The organism is Streptomyces sp. GQ60 (assembly GCF_059758875.1).
This window is the reverse complement of record NZ_JCAXEG010000033.1, coordinates 1-23,541: the sequence shown is the minus strand read 5'-3', so window position 1 is coordinate 23,541 and position 23,541 is coordinate 1. Positions and strand designations below refer to the sequence as shown.

The window sequence follows — 23,541 nt, the reverse complement described above, 5'->3', positions numbered from 1 at the left end:
TTTCAGCGGCGTCCCAGCCCCGGGGCGGGGACGGTTCGGGGAAGGAGCGGCAGCTCCACGAGCGACCGCAGCATGGGTAGAACAGGCGTGCGCAAACCGATCGCGAAGTCCTCCCACGGCGAGGTCGCGCCGTCCAGGAACCGCAGGACCCGCTCAGCCGGCACGGACGAGAAGAGCCGGGAAAAGAAGGCCCCGCCCTCGATCCGCCCGGAGTCCAACGCGCGCAGCAGCACCGCGTCCATCGCCCGCGCCCTGCGACTGTGCACCGCGGGAACCCTTGTGGGGGAGCGGCCCGCCCGCACCGCCGCGGCGAGATGGCGGCTCTGCCGCTGGATAGCGGCGAAGGTGTAGCCCGTGGACGGCCGGGTCGCCCCGCCTGCGGCCCCGATGTAATGCACCCTGTTGCCGCTGCGACGGGGGTAGACGCCGTCGCTCATCGGGATCACCCCGTGCTCGCGCTCCCGCACGGTGTAGTCACCGAGGCCCAGGACTGATGTGCAGTAGTGGCGCAGGGCGCGTTCGTAGGCCGCCTCGTCCAGGAGAGCCGCGGAGAACTCCGTGTACTCGACGAGCGCCTCGCACGGGCCCAGCGGCAGGACGTAGCCGAAGGCCAAGCCGCGTGGTGGCTGCGGGAGGCGGAAGTCCATCAGCGTCGCAGCGCCGGGATCGAATGCGGGCTTGACCGTGCGCACGAACCAGCCCCTGAAGTGCTGAAGCAGTGTGGTCCGGGCAGCAGGAAGCCGCTGCAGCGGCCGCGAGTCGAAGACCATCCCCGACCGGAGCACCGAGGACGCACCCGACGCATCACGGCCGCGTACCACGGCTCCGTCCTCGGCGTCATACGCGGACTCAACCGCCAGCTGCCGAACGCGGACCCCGTACGAGGCCAGCCGCTCGGCCATGGCCGCCTCGAACCGATCAGATCTCAGCATCTTGTACCTCATCGGACCCAGCGACCGGTCGATCACCTTGCCGTCGGGCGCGTACACACGCAGCCGGTTCCAACTCGCCTCCAGCAGATGGTCGTACGGTCCGGCAGACGCTTCCCAATAGCACCAGGTCCGGCTGGGCGAACGCAGCGGCCCCGGCGGAGCCTCGACGACAGCCACGCGCGGCCCGGCCCTGCCGTTGAGGAACGGCTCCACGAGGCTGACCGCGAGGGACAGCCCGGCCGCGCCGGCTCCGATCACGGTGACATCCGCGTCCCAGCTCATCCTCGGCCTCCAGCCCCGGGCGCCAACGCTCCCACTTCCCTCCCGAACACTCCGGCAGATGCAGTTAACCGCCTACTGGGCCGCTGCACGCTGGAGGCACGGCTGAAGGAGTCGGAAGACGTGAATCGCCGTGCTGGGCGGAAGCCGTGCGAGGCCGGGCAGACCGGCACGTGGTCGAGTCCTCACGGTCAGTGGCGGAACCACTCGACCCGAACCACACCCCATTGCCATCCCGGCCCCCTCCGACCGGCAGAACTACCCCGCTCGACAACAGCAGCACACCGACCGCCAGCACGAACAGCATGTCGGAGTGCTTTCAGCCCACCGAGCGAAGATCACCAACAGCATCCGGAAGTTGAGCCAGAATCTGCGTTCCGAGGGGGCTGGCCTTCCATGTGCCGGCGTACACGCTCACGTTCCGGTGGTCGGACTACTACCCCCCTCGGCGCGCGCGGCGTCGGCTGGGAGTGATCGAGACCTCCAAGGTCCCGTCCTGCTCGGTCGACTACTCCGAGGGTCTGGAGGAACTGAAGGCGTGCCGCCAACCACACGCGCCGTCGGCCCCCGAGACCGGGTCTCGGGGGCCGACGGCATCACCCCCGCAGCACGTTCGTCAACAGCATCTCACTGCGCGCTGGGGGGGGGGCGGGTGGTGCGCACGAGCCGGCGTTCGTGGCCGAGTCAGATGCGGACGCGGTGGCCGGGTGCTCCGACGCCGGTGGCGATGGTGCCTTGGTCGGTCCACTTGATGGCGCCGGTGGTGGTGTCGGTGGTGTTGACGTAGGAGTGGACGGCACCGTTGTCGTCGATGACGAGGTAGTCGGCGTGGCCGTCGCCGTTGATGTCGGCGAAGCGGACCTGGCTGCCGAGCCAGCCGCTGGACCCAGTGGCGATGTAGTCCCTGTTGGTCCAGCCGCCGCGCCCGTTGCCGCCGGTGTTGATGTAGGCGCGGGTGGCGCCGCTCTCGTCGACGAGGAGGTAGTCGGCGCGGGCGTCGCCGCCGATGTCGGCGAAGCGGACCTGGTCACTGGTCCAGGCCGCGGAGCCGGAGGCGATGTAGCCCTGGTCGGACCACTTGATGACGCCGGTGGTGGCGTTGGTGGCGTTGAGCCAGGCGCGGGTGGCGCCGTTGCCGTCGATGACGAGGTAGTCGGCGTAGGCGTCGCCGCCGACGTCGGCGAAGCGAACCTGGTCACCAGTCCAGGCGGTGGAGCCGGTCGCGATGACGCCCTTGTCGGTCCAGCCGCCGCGGCCGTTGCCGCCGGTGTTGATGAAGGCCCGCACGGCCCCGTTGGGCTCCACGATCAGGTAGTCGGCGCGGGCGTCGCCGCCGACGTTGGCGAATCGGATCTGGCCGACCGTCCAGGCGGCGGAGCCGGAGGCGATGTAGCCCTGGTCGGTCCACTTGACGGCGCCGGTGGCGGCGTCGGCGGTGTTGAGCCAGGCGCGGGTGGCGCCGTTGTCGTCGACCACGAGGTAGTCGGCCCGGCCGTCGCCGTTGATGTCCACGTCGTAGTCACCCACGCTGCTGGCCTGACGGGGCGGGGCGGGCTTGACGTCCACGAACTCCTTGACCCAGCCCTTGTCGGCTGTGGCCGTGATGCCGCCGAGGAACGCGTCGGCCATCTTGGCGTAGCCGCTGTTGTTGGGGTGCAGGTTGTCCTTGAGGTCGCCGGTGGTGAGAGCGCCCATGCTGACCTGGGAGATCTTGTAGCCGCGCTGGGCGCGGTCCGCGACGATCCCCGGTATCGCGGCGTTGTAGGTGTTGACTCGGGCCTGGACCGCAGGCTCGGTGGCGGGCACCAGGGAGGCGACGACGACCGCCGTGTCGGGGGAGGCGGCGTGGATCTGGTCGATGAGGGCACCCAGGCGCTGTGGGGCGGTGCTGACCTGGTAGTCGCGGTTCATGTCGTTGGTGCCGATGTGTAGCGTGATGACATTGGGTTTCGCCTCGGCCAGCCAGGTCTCGATGTTGGCCTGGAGTTGGTCGATACGCCAGCCCGAGTGCCCCTCGTGGCGGGTGCCGTCGGGGTCGACCTGCGAGCCGACGAATTCCACGGCGCCCGCGCGCCCGACGAGGCTGCTGGCCAGGTCGGGACGGTAGCCGGTGCGCGTATTGCTGCCAACTCCCAGAGTGATGGAGTCACCCAGCGGCATCACCGTGAGCCGGGGCACGCTGCCCTGGAATTCAGCCGGACTGCGGAAGGCGGGCCGCATGATGAACTGGCTGATGGCGTTCGGATCGAAGAGCACCCCGAGGTTGGGTCCGTAGCCGGGACCGCCATGCAGGACGAACCCGTTGGCGCTACGGATCATCCCCTTGACGTACTCGAACACCTGATTGCGGTTTCCGCTGTCGCAGGATTCCTGGAGCGCCATCCAGAACTGGTGCCAGGGTTCTTGAACGACAGTCATGCACCTCTGAGTGGCTACATTGACGATCTGCGCGAATCCGGCCACAACGGAGAGCCGGACCTGCCACCGTTCCGTGGCAGGGAGGTACGTGTGGTGGAGCGGAGCACTCTCGTGGATGCCGGCATTGGTCTCAGAGGCGTTCAGTGGGCCGCCCGAGACTCCGTCGATGATGGCTGTCTCGCCTTCGGGAAATCCAGAGGTCCTCCAGAACCTCAGATCGATGGGCTCCATCAGCCACTCGGAGCTGACGGGTTGCGCGGGGTAGCCCACGCCGAGCGCACCGTCGCCGAACTGGGGCGCCAGCGCCAAGACTCCTCCGGCAGCGTTCTCCAGGATCTTGCTGTCGGGGTTGTACCACCACAGCTGGCTGAGGGGCGGGTCAGCGGCGCAGTCCTTCTGCATCAGGCGCGGATCGGCGACGATGTTGTCGATGTCGAGGCACTTGTTCGCGTGCACGTTCACGAACTGCGAGAAGAACGTGTCGCCGCGCGCTGTCATCCGCTTCGCCTGCCACACCTGGCCCAGGCTGTGACGCCACTCCGACCGCTCCACCGTGGTGTAGTTGGCCGTCGAATCGCCGACGGCACCGATCATCCTGTTTTCGCCGTTCCAGCGAAACCGGTACGTGTAGTCCAGATCGGCAGCAGCCCGCAAGGTCCCGAACACGACCGGCTGATGGTCGCTGCCGATGTCGTTGTACCGGGCTGCCGGCCAAGTCTCTCCCGGAAGGCTGGTGACCAGGTAGTCCAGTTCACGTCTGGTGTCCCCGGTCCCCTGGGTCGCCCCTCCGCTCCTGGCGATGTGCATGCCGGGGAGAAGGAGTGGCTGAAGCTCTTCCGGCGTGGTGTTGTAGTCCCCCAGAACAGCCCAGTTCCAGGGCTGTTCTCCCGGTTGGGCCGGGTGGGTCATGTTCAGTGTCAGCGTCGCGGCCGAGACACTGTTCAGCAGGCGCCGCGCATCGTATCTGGCGTTCGCCTGTGCGATGGCGTGGATCGACGCGAACACGGTGCGGGTCGACGCCTCGACCACGGCCAGCGCGGGCCGGTTGAAGCCTCCGTCTATCACCTGGACTTCCAGGGCCCGCTCCGCCGTCACGATGCCGGTGTGCTGACTGTCCGTCATCAGCGTGTAGAGATAGCGCAGCGGAGCGGTCGACCCCTCCTGCCATTCGTACTCCACCACACCCGCGGGCAGTACGCGCCCCGTCGCCCTGGCAGCGGTGGGCGGCAGGGGTGTACGGACCCCGTTGGGTATCGTGAGCGGAAGCTCCTGCAGAGCGACGATATGCCGGGTTCTGGCCAGTGTGTAGACCGATCCCCATTGCGGCACGGCCGTTCTGTGCTGCATGTTCCAGGTCGCCAACTGCAGGTTCCCGGGTGGCAGGGCCATGGCGACCGCAGGCAGAGAGACGACAGAGATCAGGCCGGCCAGGATCGCCAGGACGCAACTGACAGCGGTGGGCCGGTACCGCGCGGGAGACGCCGTACGGCGCCCGCGCCGGGAGCGCAGACGGCCGATGCCTGCCGCCATGCGCAGGAGTGACGCCTGCGCAAGCCGGCGCCGGGTGGAGCTGCCCGTGCGGCGGGACGCGGAGGGAGAGACCGCCGTTGGCGTCTCAGGGGGCGAGGCGCCCTCGGTCGGGACGGGAACGGGTCTGGTGCCGTGCATGGGGTGCCTTCGGTCAGTGAGCGGATGCGAGCGTGGTCAGTCTCGGCTGACGCCGGCAGCGTGGCGGTGAGGTTCCCGGACCGCCGGGGCAGTATGGCGGGAGGGCGGACCGAGCGTGCGGGGCGCAGAGGCGGGGGAGTTGTCACCGGTCGCCGCGTAACCCGCTCGCCTACGAGCAAGCCGATCGGTTCTGCCGGATGATGATGATACAAGGCGCATGATCGTCGAAATTCCTGCTGGTGCCCGGACCGAGAGCGGCTCGGCGAGGCCGTCGGCCCGCCACCGAGGCGGTGGCCCGGTTGCCCGTTCGCGGCGTCTTCCGGTTCGCCTTCTCCACGGCGGGCGGGGGCACCAGCTGGTGAGGCGCTGGGCAACTAACGAAATCCCGCGTTGCAAGCACGGCTCACACTGGGCAGCGCAGCTGGCGCCCGCTGGCACAGGCCCCGGGTGATAACGTCCGGGGCCTCGCGGTGCACTTCACTTGACCGTCGGTTCAACGACAGCCCCGGCCTGTGTCACGCCCAGTCCACGCCCGGCTTTGCGAGGGCGGCGAGTTGTTCGGCGGTGAGCTTGTCGCGCCGGGTCACAATCACGTGGCGGCGGTGACGAGGGGGACTTCGGGTTGTTCGCGGCATGGCTCGCGCAGCCGCCTGCGCCGGGCGGCGGCACACGACGTGTCCACGGAGGTAGTGCCGCAGGGTTTCGGGTCGGCGGCTCGTGGAACGTGTCCATCCGAAGATCTGCTGCCCGTGCTGGTCGGCATCACAGAGGATCGGCAACGCCCACTTTGGACCGACAGCGTCGATGGCGACCGCACCCACTAGGTCTACCGCAGCGACAACCGCCGACGGAGTCCCCGACCCCCACTACTCAAAATGCCCGTCACTGTGCGACGGACATGAGGAACCGCTAGTCGGGGTTCACCCCGCCGGCCCCCGGTACTGACCACCGCAACAACGACGAGCAAACTGCCGCGGCCGCCGCCTGGACGGCCGAGGTCAGGCCGGATGCCCGGCCGTGCGGGACCTCAGCGGCGGCGCGGTAGAGATCGGCATGCACTTCGACGCTGTCGGCGGCCTGGCCTGCCGATCTGGACTCGCTGCCGTTTTTGGTCACTGAGACGAAGCATGCTTGCGGTGGGGATCCAGCCGGTAGTCGGGGCAGTCGCGGTTTTGACATGCGCCCGGGCCCCAGCTGGGAATGAAGACCCCCAGGGTTTTGCGGCGGTGGACCGCGGCCGGTACGGATTTCTTGCAGGTCGGGCACGTATATGCCTCGGCCTTGCGCTTCATTTTGACCATCTTTTTACGATATGCCCGTACTGGCGCGTCGGGAAGTGCTCCGCCTTCTTCCCGACCCCGTGGTGGACGGGTTCCGCCCGTCTTGGCCTCGCGAACCGGCTGAGGGTCCAGGGCTCAGTACGGGCAGTGCGCCGTTGGTCTGGAGCTGCTCGGTGGCCGTGGGGGTTTCCTGTTCGTCGCCCTGTTCCGCGGCGCCTGTCGGGGCGGGTCTTTTGAGGCTCAGCACTACGGATCCTGTCAGGACGACGGGCCTTGACCCAAGGCCGGGTAGTTAACGTTTTCGCAGGTCACGCAAGCCAGTTGAAGGATTTTTGACGCAGAGCAACGGAGCTCGTTGGTACAGGCAGTCGACCAAGACAGCTTGTCCCGAAGGAGCTCCGTTGCCCCACCATTGTGTCCTGCCGTCTGCTCTGACGGCCATCACCCGAACGGTCACCGTGGCAGCGGACCGGTTCGCTCCGGGCCATCTGGGGGAGCTGACCGCCGTCGTGCCGTTCGAGCTCGTGGACGCCGTCCTTGCGGAGACTCGGACGGTTCAGCGGAGGCTGCGTGATCTTCCGTCGCGAGTCGGGGTCTACTTCCTCCTCGCGATGTGTCTGTTCCCCGAGGTCGGCTACCGGCTCGTCTGGGCCAAGCTGACCGCCGGCCTGTCCGGGATGCCGGTGGTCCGTCCATCGGCGAAAGCGTTGCGTGACCTGCGCCGGAGGCTGGGCAGCGCGCCGGTGCAGGCGTTGTTCGAGGTGCTGGCCGGGCCACTGGCCCAGCCGACGACCCCAGGGGTGCGTTTCGGTCCGTACCGGACGGTGTCGTTCGACGGCTGCAGTTCGCTGAGGGCTCCGGACTCGGAGCGGAACCGGGCCTGGCTGGGCAGGACGTCCCATCACGGCTACCCGACACTGGAGTTGATGACGCTGATCGAGACCGGCACCCGGGCCCTGATCGGCGCGGTGTTCGGCCCCACCTCCGAGGGCGAGACAAGCTACGCCGGCCGACTGCTGCATCTGCTGCGGCCGCACATGCTGGTGCTGTGGGACAAAGGCTTCGACAGCAACGCCTTCCTCGCGAAGGTGACCGGGACCGGCGCCCAGGTTTTGGGCCGGCTCCGCAGCAACCGGCGCACACCGGTCCTCACCCGCCTCGTCGATGGCTCCTACCTGTCGGTGATCGGCACCGTGAAATTACGGGTCATCGACGCTCAGATCGCTGTGACCTGCGCGGATGGCACGTCCTTTACCGGGTCCTACCGATTGGTCACGACCTTGACCGACGCCCGCCGCTACCCCGCCACCGCACTGGTGGGCCTCTATCACCAGCGGTGGGAACACGAATCCGCGTACTACGCGCTCCGCCACACGATCATGAACGGCCGCAACCTGCGCTCGGGTGACCCGACAGGCATCGAGCAGGAGATGTGGTCCCTGCTCACGCTCTACCAGGCCCTGCGCCCGGTGATGGTCGACGCCGCCGAATCCCTCCCCGGCACCGACCCGGACCGCTGCTGTTTCAGCATCGCGCTCCACACCGCCCGGGACCAGGTGATCCAGGCCCCCGGCATCGTCACCACGGACGCCGGTCGGGACGTTCTCCTCGGGACGATCGGCCGCCGGATTCTGACTGGCCTGCTCCCTCACAGGCGGCAACGGCTCAGCACCCGCAAGGTCAAATCGCCGATGTCCCGCTACAGCACCCGCCACGACGACGGCAGGCCCGACACCAGCCGCACCATCACCGGTCTCGACATCAACATCCTCGAGCCTTCGGAATTCCACCCTCAGCTCCCCGCCGCCTCCCGCGACGACCGGAACACCGCCCCCACCGACCGCCGCCGTCACCGGATCCTGGCTCTGCTCGAAAAGGACCCGACCCGCCTCTGGCGCCCCCGTGACATCGCCTCCCACTTCGGCGACATCACCATGGAAACCATGTATCGACAGCTCTCCAGATGGGCCGAGACCGGCCTCATCCACAAACTCGGCCCCGGCCTCTATGCCGCCACGGCATGGACCCCAACACCCCTTGCGTGACCTGCGAAAACGTTAACTACCCGGCCTTGGGGCCTCCCCCTGAGTGGTGGACACGTTGATACTGGATCTGCTTGATCCGGAGGAAGCGAGAAGACCGCCGATGGCGATGAAGGACTATTCGGACGAGTTCAAGGCCGATGCCGTGGCCCTGTACGAGTCCACACCCGGGGCGACCTACAAAAGCATCGCCGCTGACCTGGGCATCAACCGGGCGACCCTGCGGGAGTGGGTGCTGCGGGACCGCGAACGCCGCGGCGTCACCGCCGCGGCTGCGCGGCCGGCCGCCCGGCCGGCGGCGGAGGCATCCGCCGATCCGGATGAGCGGGTCCGCCGCCTGGAGGCCCGCGTGGCGGAGCTCGAGGCCAGTGAGCGCAAGCTGTCGGCGTACACATGAACGTGCTCAGCCACGTACGAATGAACGTGCCCAGTTCTTGACGTGCTGAGGGTTGCTGCTGGGCAGTCTGCTGCTGGCCTGTTCGGGGTGGCGGAGGGCGGCTCACCGTGGTCTTGGACCCGCAACGATGGATGGAGCTTCGCCGATTTCGCGGGCTGTTCGAGTCCGGAGCGATGAGCTTGTCCGAGATCGCGAAGGAGACGGGACTGAACCGCCGCACGGTCCGCAAATACCTGGCCGCCCAGGCCCCGATCTCTCCGCCTCGTCGGTCATCGACCGGGCACGCTCGTGGACGGATGGTCGACGAGGTTGCACCACTGATCGACGCGATGCTGCGGTCGGAGATCCTGATCAAAGGGGCTGTAGTCCACGAGCGGCTGGTGGCGGAGTACGGCTTCACCGGCAACTACCAGCGGGTGAAGCTCTATATGCAAGAGGCCCGGCCCCGAGTCGCGGAGGAATTGGGCATCAGCCCGGGCGAGCTGGCCGGCCTTCACCGCAGGTTCGAAGTGGTCCCCGGAGCACAGGCCCAGGTCGACTGGGGAGACGAGGGCAGGATCCTCGCACACGTCGGCATCCCGAAGGTCTACTCGTTCCACATGACCTTGTCCTACTCGCGGGACCCGTTCTGCTGCTTCACCACCAGCCAGGACCTGGCCACCTTCTTCGACTGCCATCGTCAGGCGTTCGCGCACTTCGGCGGGGTGCCGATGTCGATCGTCTACGACCGCACCAAGACCGTCATCCGCCGGCACGTCGCACCGGGCGAGGCGGTTCCTCTGCACCCGGAAGCGGTCGGGTTCGCCGGGCACTACGACTTCGACATCGACGTCCTGGCCGCCTACCGTCCCACGGGGAAAGGCCGGGTCGAGCGGCAAGTCCTGATCGTCCGAGACCACGTCCTGGCCGGACGGGCTTTCTCCTCGATCGAGGAACTGGACTCCGCGTTCAACGCCTGGGTTCCCTTGCGCCGAGCCAAGTCCCACGGAACCCACGGTGAAGTCATCGGTCACCGCGCGATCCGCGACCACATGGCCTTGCGGCCGCTGCCGGCGACGCCTTATGTCGTCACTCAGCGGCACCTTCGCTATGTCGGCAAGGACTGCTTGGTCGCCTTCGACGCGAACCTCTACTCGGTGCCGGCCCGCAAGGTCCGCCCGCGTCAGCTGGTGGAAGTCAGGGCCACTAAGTCCCAGATCGTCCTGCATGCCACCATGCCGAACTCCGTCGGGGAGACCCTGCTGGCCACCCACCAGCGGGCCGTCGGCCGCGGGGCCTGCGTAGTCGACGAGAAGCACTGGGACGGTCTTCCCGACGGACGGAACCGGCGAACCACCACCGGCGACGTCCCACCCCGGCCCCGCCACCAGGACCCCTTGGGCCAGGAGGCCGGCTCGCTGATGGCTCTCCTGAACCGGGCCGCGGCCGTCCGAGTCGAGGTCGGTCGCAGGCCGCTGTCTGTCTATGACGAACTGACCGGGACCCGTCCCTTCACCCACCCCACGCCGGAGGAGCCCAGTTGAGCGAGCTGGTCAGCACCCGTATCCGTACTACGGCCGCGAAGCTCGGCCTGCCCCACCTGGCCGACAGCCTGAATCAGTACGCCAGCCGGGCAGATGAGGCCAAGCTGGGCTACCTCGACTTCCTCGACCTCGTCCTGGCCGAAGAACTCGCCGTCCGCGACGACCGTCGCTTCCGCCAGGGCCTGCGGCTCTCCAAACTGCCGCACCACAAGACCCTGGACGAGTACGACTTCGCCTTCCAGCCCGAACTCGACCCCCGCAAGATCAAGGACCTGGCCACCCTCGCCTTTGTCGAGGCCAAAGCCAACGCGGCCCTACTCGGGCCGCCCGGAGTCGGAAAGACACACATCGCGGTGGCTCTCTCGGTCGCAGCCTGCCGCGCCGGCTTCTCCGTCTACTTCACCAGCCTCGACGACATGGTCCGCCAGCTGAAGGCCGCCGAGGCCGCTGGCCGGCTCAACAGCAAGCTCCGTACTTACCTTCGGCCGGGCGTCCTCGTCGTTGACGAGGTCGGCTACCAGCCGCTGGAGCGAGCCGAAGCGAACCTGGTCTTCCAGGTGATCTCAAAGCGCTACGAAAAGGGCTCGATCATCCTGACCTCGAACAAGACCTTCAGCGAATGGGGACAGGTGTTCGGCGACGAAGTCCTCGCCACCGCCATCCTCGACCGCCTCCTCCACCACTGCGACGTCATCTCCATCAACGGCCCCAGCTACCGACTCAAGAACCGACTCGCAGCCATCGAGCGTGACACCGACGCAGCCTGATCACGACCAGGACTTCCTCACCGAGCCTGCCCTGAACCCGCTGGGTCCCTAACGCGTCCAGCGGGGCGGCAGAGCCGCCCGGTTCCGCCAGTAGTCCGCATCATGCGGATCCACGAGCCAGCCGACCAGCCGCTCAGAGCCTGCCGCAAACGCCTGGGCCAGTGACGTCCCCTCGTCGACAACCAGCGTGAGTTCGTCGATGTCATGGGTGGCGTGGTCGGTCTCGCACCAGCAGGCCACGTTCACCGCCGCGTTCACAGCGATCTGCCCCTGATCCGTCCAGAACACCTGCAGCCAGAACTCAAGCTGGTCGCCCCCGTCCGCATGCATGATGACGTCGGCCATGAGGACCACGGCCATACCGGGCTGCGGACCAGGACACACGGCATGCCCAGGTGCCCATTCCCACTGATGCACGTCCTCTTTAACGCGAGCCGCATCGACAGCGTCGGCCACGACACGCATGGCCTCCATGTCGGCGTGTGTCAGCTGCGGGAACAGCGCGGCCAGCGGAACATCATCGAACGTGCCTCGGCTCATGAGCATGGACCTGATCATCCATGCGACCCGGGCCAGCGAACAACGGGATCTCGCCTGCAAAGTCAGCGGCATGCATAGACCGCGTCTTCTGGACGGCCGCCGAAGTGAGCACGTTCATCCGTACCTGGCTGAGCACTTCTACGAGTACGCCGACACAAGCTCGCGACCGAGCGGGACATCCTGCGCAAGGCGGCCAAGTATTTCGCCGGGGAGACGAACTGGTGATGAGCCGCTTCCAGTTCGTTGACGACCACCGGGACACCTACGAGGTGAAGCGGCTCGGCCACGTCCTGGACGTGAACCGCTCCAGCTACTACAAGTGGCTCGCAAGCACCGAGGCGAAGGCCGCCCGGCAGCGCCAGGACCGGATCCTGGCCGAGGAGATCCGGCAGGTCCACGGCGAGTCCGGCGGCGCCTACGGCTCCCCGCGGGTGACCGCCGAGCTCCGCGAGAAGGGACACCGGGTCAACGAGAAGCGGGTCGCCCGGATCATGCGGACGTTCTCCATCATCGGGATCCGCCTGCGCAGACGCGTCCGCACGACCGTCCCCGACCCGGCATCCTCACCGGTTGAAGACCTGTTCCAGCGGGACTTCACCGCCGGCGAGCCCGGACGCAAACTCATGGGCGATATCACGTATCTCCCGCTCGCAGGCGGGAAGTTCCTCTATCTCGCGACCGTGCTGGACTGCTTCAGCCGAAAGATCGTCGGCTGGTCCATCGCCGACCACATGCGCACCGACCTCGTCGCCGACGCCCTGCGGATGGCCGCCCGCACCCGCGGCTCCCTGGACGGGGCACTGTTCCACTCCGATCACGGAGCCCAGTACGGATCCAGGGCCTACGCCGGCCTCTGCGACCAGCTCGGGGTGACCCGGTCGATGGGCGCGGTCGGCAGCAGCCGACAACGCCGCCTGCGAAAGCTTCCACGCCTCCCTGAAACGCGAGACCCTCCGAGGCGCCCCCGACTACGGCAACGCCACCACCTGCCGACGCACGGTCTTCGCCTGGCTGACCCGCTACAACACCCGCCGCCGGCGCTCCACCAACGGCCACCTCAGCCCCGACGCATACGAACGACGACACCACGCCGCTAAACTCACGCTCGCCGCGTGATCAATAGCCGCGTGCCCACCTTCATGGGGGAAGGCCCTTCACCCGCCTCACCCCCGAAGAGATCCTCGACGTCATCCCGCTCTTCCACCCCGTCTGGGAGGACGCCGACCCGGCCGACATCACCTTCGCTGACGAACAGGCCGCCCACGGCAACTTCCGCGCCTGGGCCCAGCTCACCGCCCACATGCGCACCGCCCTGGAACGCACCGGCCGCCCCCGCCCGGACCGCGACCTGTTGCGCTGGGCTTTCAGCCGCCTTGCATGACCACACCCGCCGCGCTGCGGCTGGCTGTCGTCATCGATGCCAGAGATGACGCAGCGTTCACCCACACCGCCCTGGCCGCGCACGCCCCGCGGGCTGGCCAGCTTACCCTCCACCCTGGCCCGGGCACGACCAGCGATACCGCCCTGGCCCAGGACCTGCTGCTCGCTCTGGGCAAGCCGGCCCACATTCCAGGACGTTTCCCGAAGGGCCGCCCGCCGCTGTGGGAGGCCACCGCCGCGTGGACGACCGCGCTGGCCGTCACCCGCCTGACCGTCCTGCGTGCCCATCTCCTCGACGAGCGCCGACTGCAACGCAGCCTGAGTCTGGGGCGGCAGACGGGCGTCCACCTCACGTTCGTCGTCCACCGTCCTCGCCTGACTGCGGCTCTCGAACGCGTTCTGCCCGCCCGCGGGTACACGACCGCCCATACGCTTGGCGAGGCCCGGGCCCTCTACCAGGGCGACGACACTGCAGAGGGCGTAGCTCCGCTGATTCCGCCTGCTTCGCTGGCCGCCTGGCGCTGGATCACCCTGGCGGCCCTGAACCGCCTGGTCTCCTACGACAGCCCCCAGGCCTGTACCACCGCCTGTAGCCCGCGCCCGATCGTCTACCTGCAGCGCCCGGCACCCCTGGTGCCGACCCCGGCCCAGTCCGTCGAGCTGGCCGCTGTCGGCGGCGGGTGAATCGTGGTTCTGGATCACTTTCCGTGCCAGGGCCACGGAGGGTCACGGAAACCGCGATCATGAACCCTCGTGGCCGACGAGCTTCTCCTCCAAGACCTCTGGTTCCACCACGCCGATGACGTCGTGCTCGACACCATCACCATCCGCGGCGAGCTGGTGACCGTCCAGGCCGCCGCGAGGTCCGGCCGAGCGCCATGTCCGGGCTGCGGAACCAACTCGACACGGGTGCACAGTCGGTACGTACGCCGCCTGGACGACACTGCCGCCGGCCGCCGTCGCGTGATCATCGAGTTACAGGTTCGCCGGTTCCGGTGTCACCAACAGGACTGCTCCAAGGCGACGTTCGTCGAGCAAGTGCCTGGCCTGACTTTCCGATATGGGCGGCGGAGCCAGGGACTGCACACGGCTCTGCGGCAGGTGGCGCTGATGCTGGCTGGTCGTGCCGGCTCCCGGCTCGCTGATGTTTTTGCCGTCCCGGTGAGCCGGTCCACGTTGTTACGGCTGATACGAGGCCTGCCCGAGACCGCGTCGCCGACGCCCCGTGTGCTGGGAGTGGATGAGTTCGCTCTGCGCAAGGGTCATGTCTACGCCACGATCTTGGTGGACATCGAGACTCGCCGTCCCGTCGACCTGTTGCCTGACCGCAGGGTCGAGACCGTCGCCCGCTGGCTGGCGGATCACCCCGGCGTTGAAGTGATCTGCCGGGATCGCTCCGGCACGTATGCCGAGGCCGGACGGCTCGGCGCCCCCGACGCGATCCACGTCGCGGACAGGTGGCATCTCTGGAAGAACCTGGCCGAAGCGGTTGAGAAGACTGTCGTCCATCACCGTGCCTTGCTGCCCGAGCCTCCGACCCACCCGCCGGCCCCGTTGCCAGCCCTGGTCCTGCCGTCGGACACTGCCGGGCCGCGGCGCTCGGGGCGTTTGTCGGATCGCGTCCGTGAACAGCACGCCACTGTTCATGGCCTCTTGGCGGAGGGCATCGCTCTGCGTGTCATCGCCCGCCGGCTGGGTCTGGCCCGCAACACCGTGCGGCGCCTGGCGCACGCGAAGCACCCCGACGAGCTCTTGGTCGGCCGTTGGAGCGGACGGGCCAGCATTCTCGACCCCTACAAGCCCTACATCGACCGGCGGTATACCGAAGGCCACACTGTCGCCCGACGCCTCTTCGAAGAGATCCGTGAGCGCGGCTACGACGGGCAGGAGCAGATCGTCCGCAAGTACGTCCACCGCCTCCGAGAGGCCTTCCCGAACCAGCCGCCGCCCCGACGCAAGACTTCCGTCAGGGACGTGACCAGCTGGATCACCCGCCACCCCGACAACCTCGACGAAGACCAGGCCCAAAGACTCAAGGACCTGCTGGCACGCTGCCCCGATCTCGATCGCACCGCCGAGCACACCAGGGCGTTCGCCGAGCTGATGAACAACCGCCACGGACACCGGCTCAAGGACTGGATCGCACGGGTGCAGGCCGACTCGATCCCGGCCCTGCGGACCTTCGCTACCGGCCTGGAACAGGACCTCGACGCCGTCGTCGCCGGCCTGAGCCTGCGCTACAGCTCCGGCGCCGTCGAAGGCCACAACAACAAGATCAAGATGCTGAAGCGCCAGATGTTCGGCCGCGCCAACTTCGACCTCCTGCGCAAGCGCGTCCTGCACGCCGCATGAGGCCGGACCTCGCGGCGGCCTGGACGGTCACCAGCTCGCCGCGGATGGTGATGGTGTCGAGCACGACGTCAGTACCTGTTTGTGACTCGTTCACGACAACCGGACAGGGAGTCTTCATCCGGACTGTGCAACGCGGACAGGGGTTCATAGCATCTGGGCATGCCAGAGATATGGATCAGCCTGGATGCTTCTAACCGACGCAGTACCTGGGTGTGGACCGGGTTTCTGACCTTGGTCTGGGCAGGCGTAGCGGCCGCGATCGGGCTGTCGGCAGGACCAGAATCCTCGGGGGCGGGGCGTTTGTTGTGGGCTGGGGTCATCAGCGCGTTCTGGCTGGCTGGGGTTCTTCATCTGGCCAACCGTGCATACGGCAGGACGCTGCTGACGTCTGAGCGGATGGAGTTCCGTACGTTCGTCAGCCGGCGGTCGATCCCGTGGAGTGAGATCACCGAGATCGAGAAGAAGAGCCACCACACACGTGGGGGGCTCTGGTGGGAGTTGCGCGCCCGTCGTGCCCGTGGTCGGTCGGTCGCGATACCCGGCACCTTCTCCAGCCGTGAAGGTGCCGTCGACTTCGAGCGGAAACTGGCTGTGCTGCGTAAGTACTGGATCGACTCTCTGGAGGCGAATGCGCTCGCGAGCAGTCGGATTACGGTGGAAGTATCGGGCATGGCTGCGGGTGCCGATGGCGAGACGGTAGGCGAGGTGAGGGGCCGTCTGCGTCGCAAGCCGCGTCTGATGATCGCGGTACTGGCTGTTGCCGTCGTTACGGCGGTCATTGGGGTGGTGGCGTTGCCCGCACCGTTTCAGATTCTTCCGTCCTCGCTGGTTGGGGTGCCTGTCATGGTGTGGTTGATCCACAGAGACAGGAGAAGTACCCCTGGTTGAGGGTGGAAGTGATCCGGGCTGGTGACGCCGGCTCAGGCTGCGGATGCCAGGGACTGAGCCGCGAGTGGCTGGCCCGTGAGGGGTTTCTTCCCCTTCTGGGTGATGCGGCGGGTCATGAGGGTGATGGCGGCCCAGGTGATAAGGGCCTCGGAGTGCTGGACGAGCCGTTCGTAGTCGCGGGCGTGCCGCCGCGCGTGCATCAGCCAGGCCAGCGTTCGCTCGACGACCCAACGGCGCGGGAGAACGACGAATCCGCTAGCGTCCTTCGGCCGACTGACCGTCTTGATGGTGAGGCGGAGGTACTTCTTGGCCCAGGTGACGAGCTGGCCAGCGTAGGCGGAGTCGGCCCAGACGATGGTGATCTCGGGGTGCATGAGCCGGAGACGGAAGAGGACTTCCTTGGCCGCGTCGCGGTCGGTCATGTCGGCTGGGGTGACTATGACGAGCAGCGGGAGCCCCCGCGTGTCCACGACGATGTGCCGTTTGCGGCCATTGATCTTCTTCGCCGCGTCATAGCCGCGTGAGTCCTTGCCGACGGTCTCGGCGGCCTTGACGCTCTGGGAGTCGATCACGGTGGCGACGGCTCGGGGGCCCTTGCCCATGTCCCGGCGGATGCGTCCGCGCAGGTGGTCGCGAATTTGGCCGATGACGCCAGCCGCCGTCCACCTCGCCATGAAGCCCCAGACGGTTCGCCATGGCGGGTAGTCGGCCGGGAGGGCTCTCCACTTGCAGCCCGTGTCGACGACGTAGCGGATGGCGTCGACGATTTCCCGTCTGGGGTGTTTCTCCGGGGCCCCACCGGTCTCAGTCTGCCAAGCGGGTATGGGCAGGAGGGGTTCGAGCAGGGCCCACTCGGCGTCGGTGGTGTCCGAGGGGTAGCGGCGATGGCGCATCAGGTTGTCCCGGGTGAACTCGAAGCGGGGGCGGGACCCGGCCAAGCCGGGTTCCGCCCCCGTGGGGATCTTTCAGGCGGTTGCGATGAGGTCGAGGGTGGATTCGATGGAATTGAGCTGGGCGACGATGTGCTTGACCCACTTGTCGCCCGGGTGGGCGGCGGCGTGGGGTGCGACGGTGCCGGTGATGAACCGGCGGAACGCGGTGAGTTTTTCGTTGATCACCGTCCGTTCGTAGGCTTCCAGGGCGGCTCGTTCGGCTCCGAGCTGGTAGCCGTCGGCCCTGGTCCAGATCAGTGGTGGCCAGTTGTTGGCGGCGATGATGTCGCGGAGCGTGGCGAGTCCTGCCCGTACTTGGCTGGGGGAGAGTTCGCTGGCCGCGACGATCTGGTGGAAGAGGAGCCCGGCGGGGCGGGCCTCGAAGAGGATGAAGCGGAGTGTGTCGGCGTGCCGCTGGGCGGCCTGGCCCCGGCGCCGGGAGGCGCGGGGCATGGTTACTGGCCGCTCAGGAGACGGGCGAGTTCGCCGTCGACGTCGACCTTGCCGGTGTCGACCGCGGTCTCGATCCAGTCGAGGGTCGCGCGGACGCGGGCGACGTTTTCGTGGACGATCGTTTTCTCGTCCTCGCCGAGCTGGCGGTCCCGCAGGCCCGGAACCGCCCTGCCGGCCGCTGCGACGAAGGAGTGGCAGGCCGTGACCAGGTCCATGAACTCCATGGTCCGCTCGATATGACGGACTGCCGGGGCGATGGGGCTGGTGCGTTCGAAGTGCTCGCGGGCCTGGCGGCCCCGTTCGACCTGGGCGTGATTGACCTCGTGGCGGGCCCGGTCATCGGACATGGCCTTGAACGCGACGTCCGGCCGGCGAAGGAGCCCGGTGGTGACCTCGGTGGCCACCGACTCGTCGCGGGTCAGCTCTTCCACGACCCGGACTTTGTCCTCCCGGCTGACCTGGGCCGTGACCGCCGGCCGCCTCAGGAGGCTGGTCGTCACCGCTGCGGCGACACCCTCGTCGCGGGTCAATTCCTCCACGGCCCGGAGCTTGTCCTCGGGGCTGACCTGAGCAGCCACGGTCGGCCTGCGTAGCAGCTCGGTGGTCACGGCCGCAGCCACCTGCTCATCCCGGGCCAAGGCGTGGATCGCGCTGACCTTCTCCTCAGGCGAGATGGGCGTCTCCACCCGATTGCCGACCCGGCGGCTGGCATCGTCAACGGACCAGCGGGTCTTGCCCTTGGGCGGATTACAGATCGCCAAGAACCGCTCTTGCTCGTCCTCGATCCGGGCCAGGATGCGGTGGACCTTGAACGAGACGTCGGACCGACGGTGCTCCTTCGGCCACCGTGAAGCGGTCCACCTGGCGGCAGACACCGCGCTGAAGGACAACCCGATGTCCTCCGCCAGCCTGGTAAGTGAGTCACGGACGACCGGGATCCTTTCGCCTGCGGTCCGTCCGCCGCGCTCACGCACCGGCTCGATCTCCAGAGAACGGTCCCCGATGACGAACGACCCCCGGGACTGCTGTTCGACCACTTCACGCAGCTCAGCGACGATCTGCTCGTATCGCTGTTGGCTGACGCTTCCGACCTCGATGTGATGTTCGGGCATGGGCTTTCACCACCCCGAGCGGACCGGGCACGGCTCCAAAGACCGTGACGGAACGCGGTCCGCCGCCCTCACAGCGTCAGACCGGAAAGCCACTGATCGCAACAAATCCCGTGGAATTGAACGGAGTTGGGCATACCGTGACCGGATGGGCGTTCGCACTGCGGTTACTGTGACCGTTCGCCGAACGATTCGTTCCGGGCCCTCCAGGCCCTCACCTTGCACCGCCCCGAGCAGTACATGGCATTCGACCGCCGCTCCAACCCGGCGATCCACCGGGCTCCGCAGACGGTGCACTCCGTCACGCCAGCGCCGTCCCGCACTGCTGCCAGACGCTTTCGCAACCTCTGGTGGCGACGCCATGACCTGGAACGACAGGTCGATGAGCAGAACACCGCACCCGGACTGGCCCCCGGCGCCAGAGGCTCGTCACAGCCCCGACACCGACGCTCACTGCCTCGTTCAGCGCCAGCCAACACCCCACCAGATTAGGCCGTCCGCTCAGCCAAATCACGGGATCGGAAACAAGTACTCATCGGCGTGGTGGAACCAGAGGTCTTGGAGGAGAAGCTCGTCGGTCACGAGGGTTCATGATCGCGGTTTCCGTGACCCTCCGTGGCCCTGGCACGGAAAGTGATCCAGAACCACTTTTCACCCGTCGCCGACAGCCGCCCGCCTGCACGCCGCGAGCGCCCACCCCGCCCGCGCCGCGGCCCTCGCGGGAGCCGTCGCCACTGGGGCCTCGTTCCAACAGCTCACCACAGCCCGAGCCGACGGCTTCCACCGCGTCGACAGCACCCTCACCCTTGCACGACCGCACCCGCTACACCGATGGCTGCGCGATCTACCCCGTGCCGGCCTGGGCCGTCCCCTTCCTCCATGCCGCCGCACAGTTCGCCCACCTGACCGGCACGCCCCACCTGCTGGCCGCGCCCACTGACCGGCCGGCCCTGCTGCGCCTGGCCGAGACCATAAAGATCCGCCCGCCCCAGCCTCGCGCCGACCGGGCAGGCGCGCAGCGTGACCCGGTGGTCTGGGACTGGGCCGAGAAGCGCGAGGCCCTGGGATAAGAGCCCCTCCTGCCTCGCGCTCTGCCGCGCGGCCCTCGTGTCACGACGGCTGCGCGAGCCCGAACTCGATGAAGTCGACCTCCTTGAACTTCACCTTCAGCGTGTCCGCCCGCCGGCCCGTCTGACGGAAGTAGACGTGTCCCAGGGCCCGGCCCAAGATCACCTCCTGCTGCTTCTCCGAGACACCGGCCTCCCAGGCAGCGAGCAGTTCCCGGGCAACCTTCCCGGACACCACCGCCGTCACGAGCCGAAGCCGCGGATCGTCGGTACTCCCGATACTGGCCGTGAACCCGAACCGCGCCCGGGTGTGCACCACCAGCCCCTGCTGCTCCGCGGCGGCCCGCCGGCGCGCCCGCACCAGTGGCTGCCACCGGGCCCGTACCCGTGTCTCGATGACCGCCGCGTGCCGGACGGAGGGCTTGGCCCGTGCCAACGCTCTACGGGCCGTCCATCGCTGAACCGTGCGCCGCGACACCCCCAACTCCCGCGCCACCACCTGCTTGGAACCCTTCGCCCACTTGAGCAGCGCAGCGAGCTGCTCCTCAAGGGTGTCTGGTACCGGCCGTGTGTACAGCAGCTTCTCCAGCTCCGCCCCGATCAACCTGATCCTCCGCCCGCCGACCCAGTCGTTGCAGCAGGTCTCTCACGTGCCGGAGAGCCAGGCCCTCGGAATCCCGATCTCTCCGCTACGGGATGCCGAGATGCGATAGAGAGGTTGGCCGGTCCATGCCTGCTCGGCCGGGGCGAGGTTCGGCCGTGATCATCGCCCCGGCCTATTGCGTCAGCGGCGTGACAGCCAGGTGCTGGCGTAGATCACGAGGGTGCCGCCGAAGGCGGCTGCTGCTCCTCTGACGAGGTGGATGCCGGCCTCGTTGCGAATCCGGCGTACCTTGTCGCGCCATCGGGCGGCTCGGGGCGCGGGGCCTGGTCCAGGGGGTTCCTCGGCGTTGGCTATGTCCGTACGCTCGGTCGTGGACATGTGGTTCTCCTTCGTTGGGGGACTGTCCTCTGTTGACGGCTCCCTGCGCACCAGGGGGCCGTCGCCGTTTCCGGGACAGCCGCGCCGCTGTCCATCCTGTGAGACGAATGACGTCTCTTGGGGTGGATGACATCAAAGAAAGCACCTCGAAAGTGCCTCTGACCAGCGAAAACGACTAGTTGTTGAAGTAGGTCTTCTCGGGTCAGACAGAGTCAGAAATGGCTTCCAGCGTGTGATCGTTGGGTCGTAATGTGCTTGGCCACGCCTTTATGGGTCGTCATGTGTTTTTGCGTGGCGTCATGCGGTGTGAATATGTGTCTTTCCATGTCTAACGGCATTGGAGCGTGGCAGAGTTGGGGAGTGCCTCAGATGCTGCGCATGCCCGGGAAAGATGTACTGCCTCCCGGTCCTGGACGGGACTTCGTTGCAGAGTTTCGAGTCCACTTCAGGGAAGCCGGACGCCCCACCCTGGCCGAGATCGCTGCTGCTACCGGGCGCCTGGGCAAGGTGAAGACGGTGAGTCGGGAGACTGTTCGTCGGCTGCTGCTCGGAGAAGTGGTCAGCAAGTGGGCCACGGTGGACACCGTCCTGCGCGCGCTCTGCTTGCTGGGAGGACAGGACCCCGACCGTCCCCGTTGGGCCGAACCGGAGGACCGTTTCGATCCGCACGACCCGTCCACGTGCCGGGAGTACCTGCGCCACCTTTGGAATGAGGCCATCGACGGGATCGATCCCGAAGAGGCCGTGCCACCCCCGCCGGGAAAGCCGGCCCCCGAAGTACCGGCCCCGCGCCCTGCAGATGACCCCTGGGCGAGCAGTGCCGCGCCAACTGCCGGCGGGTGGGGGAGCACCAACCCCGCACCTGCTCGCACGCAGGGCTACTCCGACGAACCACCGTTCTGACGCCAGCGCCCACGCCCCCTGACCCTGGGCTGCGCAGGTTGGTTGAGCACTGCGCAGTGCTATTCGGCGGTGGTTCTTCAGTGCCTCGGCGTTTCGATGTCAGTGGATGCTGCTTCGTGTGACCTGCGGGGTTGTGGCTTTGCTGAAGGTGTGATGCCGATTTGCTGCTGAAGAGCGACGCCGAAGTGTGGGTGAGCTGGGCGCCGAGCCTGTAGGCAGCTGATCGCGTGTGCTGACTGTGGGCGGTTGGAAGACCGGTGGCTGGTGTGGGGTCGCTTGTGGTCCTGCTGGTGTGGCGTCGGTCGCGTACGGCCTGGAGGGGGCCTTCGAGGCGGTGCACCGTGGCGCTGAACTCGTCCTGGAGCGCCTGACGCTGTCCGAGGCCGAGGCGCGCGTGGTGACCCTGACGGTGTGCGTGTCCTGTCCGTGCTCGAGGACTCCAGCGTGACCCTTGAGAACGTGACCCGGGCTGGTTTGGAGTCCTCGGTGCCGGAGGTCGCGGCGCGCTTCGGGTGGCAGGTCAACGCTGCGCCGGAGCATCAGTGTCCGGTGTGCGGGGCTGGGGTGGCGCTGCGCGGCCGTGGCTGGGCGGCGTGCGCGAGTGCGGGTTGCGGGTGGGGTGACATGGACGCTGTGCTGACCGGTGGGGTGGCCCCGGGGTGGGAGCTGTGAGAGGCGGGCCGGTGGGCCGGATAGGCCTGCGGGCTGGCCCGCGCTCTGTGTGCCCTTCGGGCACGGGCGGGCAAAAGGAGCTGCCCTGCGGGCAGGTCGCTTTGCTCCCGGGCCCCTTTGGAGGCGCTGCCCGCCGGGGCCCGCCCCTGCGGGGCAAAGAAGGAACCCCTGTTGGTGTGCGGGGAGCCGCGTGAGCTTCCACATCGTGGCGGTTGCTTCTGGCAGGCTGCGGGTTTCGGTGTAGGGGCGGGCCGCTGCATCGGTGCAGCCTCTTGGCTCCCTGAGGTGAGGAATCTGTGATGACGAGCACTCCTGAGCGTGATGCTCTGACTGTGGCCGGGGTGGAGAAGGCCGCGAAGGTCTTGTCCGACGCGGGACTGAAGGGTCACGTCGACTCCTGGTCGGGACTGGGGCGAACGCGGGGGTGACGCCGGAGCGGCTCACTGAGGTACTTGGAGCGGAGATCATCGCGAAGGTGGCTCTGGCAGCGGGCGTCGAGCCGGTTGAGGCCGCGACGTAGGCAGCCGAAGCACTGCCCGTCGTGATCGACGGGATGACCCGCGCCGGTCGCTTCGAGCCGACGACAGGGCCCGTGGCCGAAGCCGACAACAGCAGCGTGCTCATCTCGCTGGTGCACACGCTCGAGCCCGTCGTGAGCGACACCCCGGAGGCCGGCACCCCCTCCGTTCGGCTCCTCGCGACCTTCGAGGCAGATGACCACTACCTGTAGGGGCGGCTTTCGCCAGCGTCGGCGAGCAGCCGTTCGCCGACGCCGCAGGGCCGACGCGGTGAGAAATGTTGGTGGAGACGACATTTTCTGGGTGGTCGCGTCGGGTGTTGTCAGTGGTCGGCGGCACTGAAGTGTCGAGTGAAACCCGCAGGCCAGCGGGGTTTTTGACGGTGCTTCAGGTCAGGGTACGTGAGGCACTGTGCAGCTGCGTTGATCCGCGACAAACC

General features: G+C 67.7%; 18 protein-coding genes and 1 pseudogene. 11 read left to right on the top strand and 8 right to left on the bottom strand.

Annotated features, from left to right (window positions below; all coding sequences use genetic code 11):
• Positions 1 to 2 precede the first annotated feature (2 nt).
• Together AC6CKD_RS36735 and AC6CKD_RS36730 are read right to left on the bottom strand one after the other, a co-directional pair.
• Positions 3 to 1,214 (bottom strand): lycopene cyclase family protein, encoded by a 1,212-nt coding sequence (locus AC6CKD_RS36735; RefSeq protein WP_498333590.1) that lies wholly within the window; start codon positions 1,212 to 1,214, stop codon positions 3 to 5.
• Positions 1,215 to 1,895: 681 nt separating this feature from the next.
• Positions 1,896 to 4,811 (bottom strand): GDSL-type esterase/lipase family protein, encoded by a 2,916-nt coding sequence (locus AC6CKD_RS36730; RefSeq protein ID WP_498333589.1) that lies wholly within the window; start codon positions 4,809 to 4,811, stop codon positions 1,896 to 1,898.
• Positions 4,812 to 6,996: 2,185 nt separating this feature from the next.
• Here AC6CKD_RS36730 and AC6CKD_RS36725 point away from each other — a divergent pair.
• The 4 genes from AC6CKD_RS36725 to istB all read left to right on the top strand — a co-directional run bounded on the left by AC6CKD_RS36725 (position 6,997) and on the right by istB (position 11,306).
• A complete protein-coding gene (locus AC6CKD_RS36725) occupies positions 6,997 to 8,622 on the top strand; it encodes an IS4 family transposase (RefSeq protein WP_498333604.1) in 1,626 nt (541 codons plus the stop codon).
• A gap of 43 nt (positions 8,623 to 8,665) precedes the next feature.
• Positions 8,666 to 9,016: a transposase gene (locus AC6CKD_RS36720; protein ID WP_498333587.1), complete on the top strand. Its 351-nt coding sequence runs from the start codon at positions 8,666 to 8,668 to the stop codon at positions 9,014 to 9,016.
• A 131-nt stretch (positions 9,017 to 9,147) separates the two neighbouring features.
• Entirely contained in the window at positions 9,148 to 10,539 is a 1,392-nt protein-coding gene (gene istA, locus AC6CKD_RS36715; RefSeq protein WP_498333586.1) for an IS21 family transposase, read from the top strand.
• On the top strand, positions 10,536 to 11,306 hold the full coding sequence (istB, locus tag AC6CKD_RS36710; protein WP_384731093.1) for an IS21-like element helper ATPase IstB: 771 nt from the start codon (positions 10,536 to 10,538) through the stop codon (positions 11,304 to 11,306). The genes istA and istB overlap by 4 nt, the downstream gene beginning before the upstream one ends.
• Before the next feature lie 48 nt (positions 11,307 to 11,354).
• Here the strand turns inward: istB and AC6CKD_RS36705 are convergent, their stop codons facing one another.
• Entirely contained in the window at positions 11,355 to 11,852 is a 498-nt protein-coding gene (locus AC6CKD_RS36705; protein ID WP_498333584.1) for a hypothetical protein, read from the bottom strand.
• Between the two features lie 14 nt (positions 11,853 to 11,866).
• On the opposite strand from AC6CKD_RS36705, the pseudogene AC6CKD_RS36700 reads away from it, so the two are divergent.
• From AC6CKD_RS36700 to AC6CKD_RS36680, 5 genes and pseudogenes are all read left to right on the top strand, one after another.
• A pseudogene (locus AC6CKD_RS36700) lies at positions 11,867 to 12,739 on the top strand (IS3 family transposase); the annotation flags it as partial.
• A 43-nt stretch (positions 12,740 to 12,782) separates the two neighbouring features.
• A complete protein-coding gene (locus AC6CKD_RS36695; RefSeq protein ID WP_498333602.1) occupies positions 12,783 to 12,962 on the top strand; it encodes a hypothetical protein in 180 nt (59 codons plus the stop codon).
• Positions 12,963 to 13,223: 261 nt separating this feature from the next.
• Complete coding sequence (locus AC6CKD_RS36690; RefSeq protein WP_498333583.1) at positions 13,224 to 13,910, top strand: hypothetical protein; 687 nt, start codon at positions 13,224 to 13,226, stop codon at positions 13,908 to 13,910.
• Between the two features lie 69 nt (positions 13,911 to 13,979).
• Entirely contained in the window at positions 13,980 to 15,578 is a 1,599-nt protein-coding gene (locus AC6CKD_RS36685) for an ISL3 family transposase (RefSeq protein WP_498333581.1), read from the top strand.
• Between the two features lie 159 nt (positions 15,579 to 15,737).
• Positions 15,738 to 16,466: a hypothetical protein gene (locus tag AC6CKD_RS36680; protein WP_498333580.1), complete on the top strand. Its 729-nt coding sequence runs from the start codon at positions 15,738 to 15,740 to the stop codon at positions 16,464 to 16,466.
• Between the two features lie 32 nt (positions 16,467 to 16,498).
• Here AC6CKD_RS36680 and AC6CKD_RS36675 read toward each other — a convergent pair whose 3' ends face one another.
• The 3 genes from AC6CKD_RS36675 to AC6CKD_RS36665 all read right to left on the bottom strand — a co-directional run bounded on the left by AC6CKD_RS36675 (position 16,499) and on the right by AC6CKD_RS36665 (position 18,963).
• Positions 16,499 to 17,359, bottom strand: coding sequence for an IS5 family transposase (locus AC6CKD_RS36675; RefSeq protein ID WP_498333601.1), 861 nt, complete (start codon positions 17,357 to 17,359; stop codon positions 16,499 to 16,501).
• Between the two features lie 72 nt (positions 17,360 to 17,431).
• Positions 17,432 to 17,851, bottom strand: a complete 420-nt coding sequence (locus AC6CKD_RS36670; protein WP_498333579.1) for a RacP protein — start codon at positions 17,849 to 17,851, stop codon at positions 17,432 to 17,434.
• Between the two features lie 2 nt (positions 17,852 to 17,853).
• The gene (locus tag AC6CKD_RS36665; protein WP_498333577.1) at positions 17,854 to 18,963 is read right to left on the bottom strand and encodes a DUF6192 family protein; all 1,110 of its coding nucleotides are present in this window, start codon (positions 18,961 to 18,963) and stop codon (positions 17,854 to 17,856) included.
• Positions 18,964 to 19,766: 803 nt separating this feature from the next.
• On the opposite strand from AC6CKD_RS36665, the gene AC6CKD_RS36660 reads away from it, so the two are divergent.
• Positions 19,767 to 20,030: a hypothetical protein gene (locus tag AC6CKD_RS36660; protein WP_498333576.1), complete on the top strand. Its 264-nt coding sequence runs from the start codon at positions 19,767 to 19,769 to the stop codon at positions 20,028 to 20,030.
• 40 nt (positions 20,031 to 20,070) lie between these two features.
• Here AC6CKD_RS36660 and tpg read toward each other — a convergent pair whose 3' ends face one another.
• The gene (gene tpg, locus AC6CKD_RS36655; protein WP_498333574.1) at positions 20,071 to 20,631 is read right to left on the bottom strand and encodes a telomere-protecting terminal protein Tpg; all 561 of its coding nucleotides are present in this window, start codon (positions 20,629 to 20,631) and stop codon (positions 20,071 to 20,073) included.
• Positions 20,632 to 20,811: 180 nt separating this feature from the next.
• The gene (locus AC6CKD_RS36650; RefSeq protein WP_498333572.1) at positions 20,812 to 21,009 is read right to left on the bottom strand and encodes a hypothetical protein; all 198 of its coding nucleotides are present in this window, start codon (positions 21,007 to 21,009) and stop codon (positions 20,812 to 20,814) included.
• Positions 21,010 to 23,137: 2,128 nt separating this feature from the next.
• On the opposite strand from AC6CKD_RS36650, the gene AC6CKD_RS36645 reads away from it, so the two are divergent.
• Positions 23,138 to 23,314 carry a hypothetical protein gene (locus AC6CKD_RS36645; RefSeq protein ID WP_498333570.1) on the top strand — a complete coding sequence of 59 codons (177 nt, stop codon included), beginning with the start codon at positions 23,138 to 23,140 and terminating at the stop codon, positions 23,312 to 23,314.
• The last annotated feature ends 227 nt before the right edge of the window (positions 23,315 to 23,541 follow it).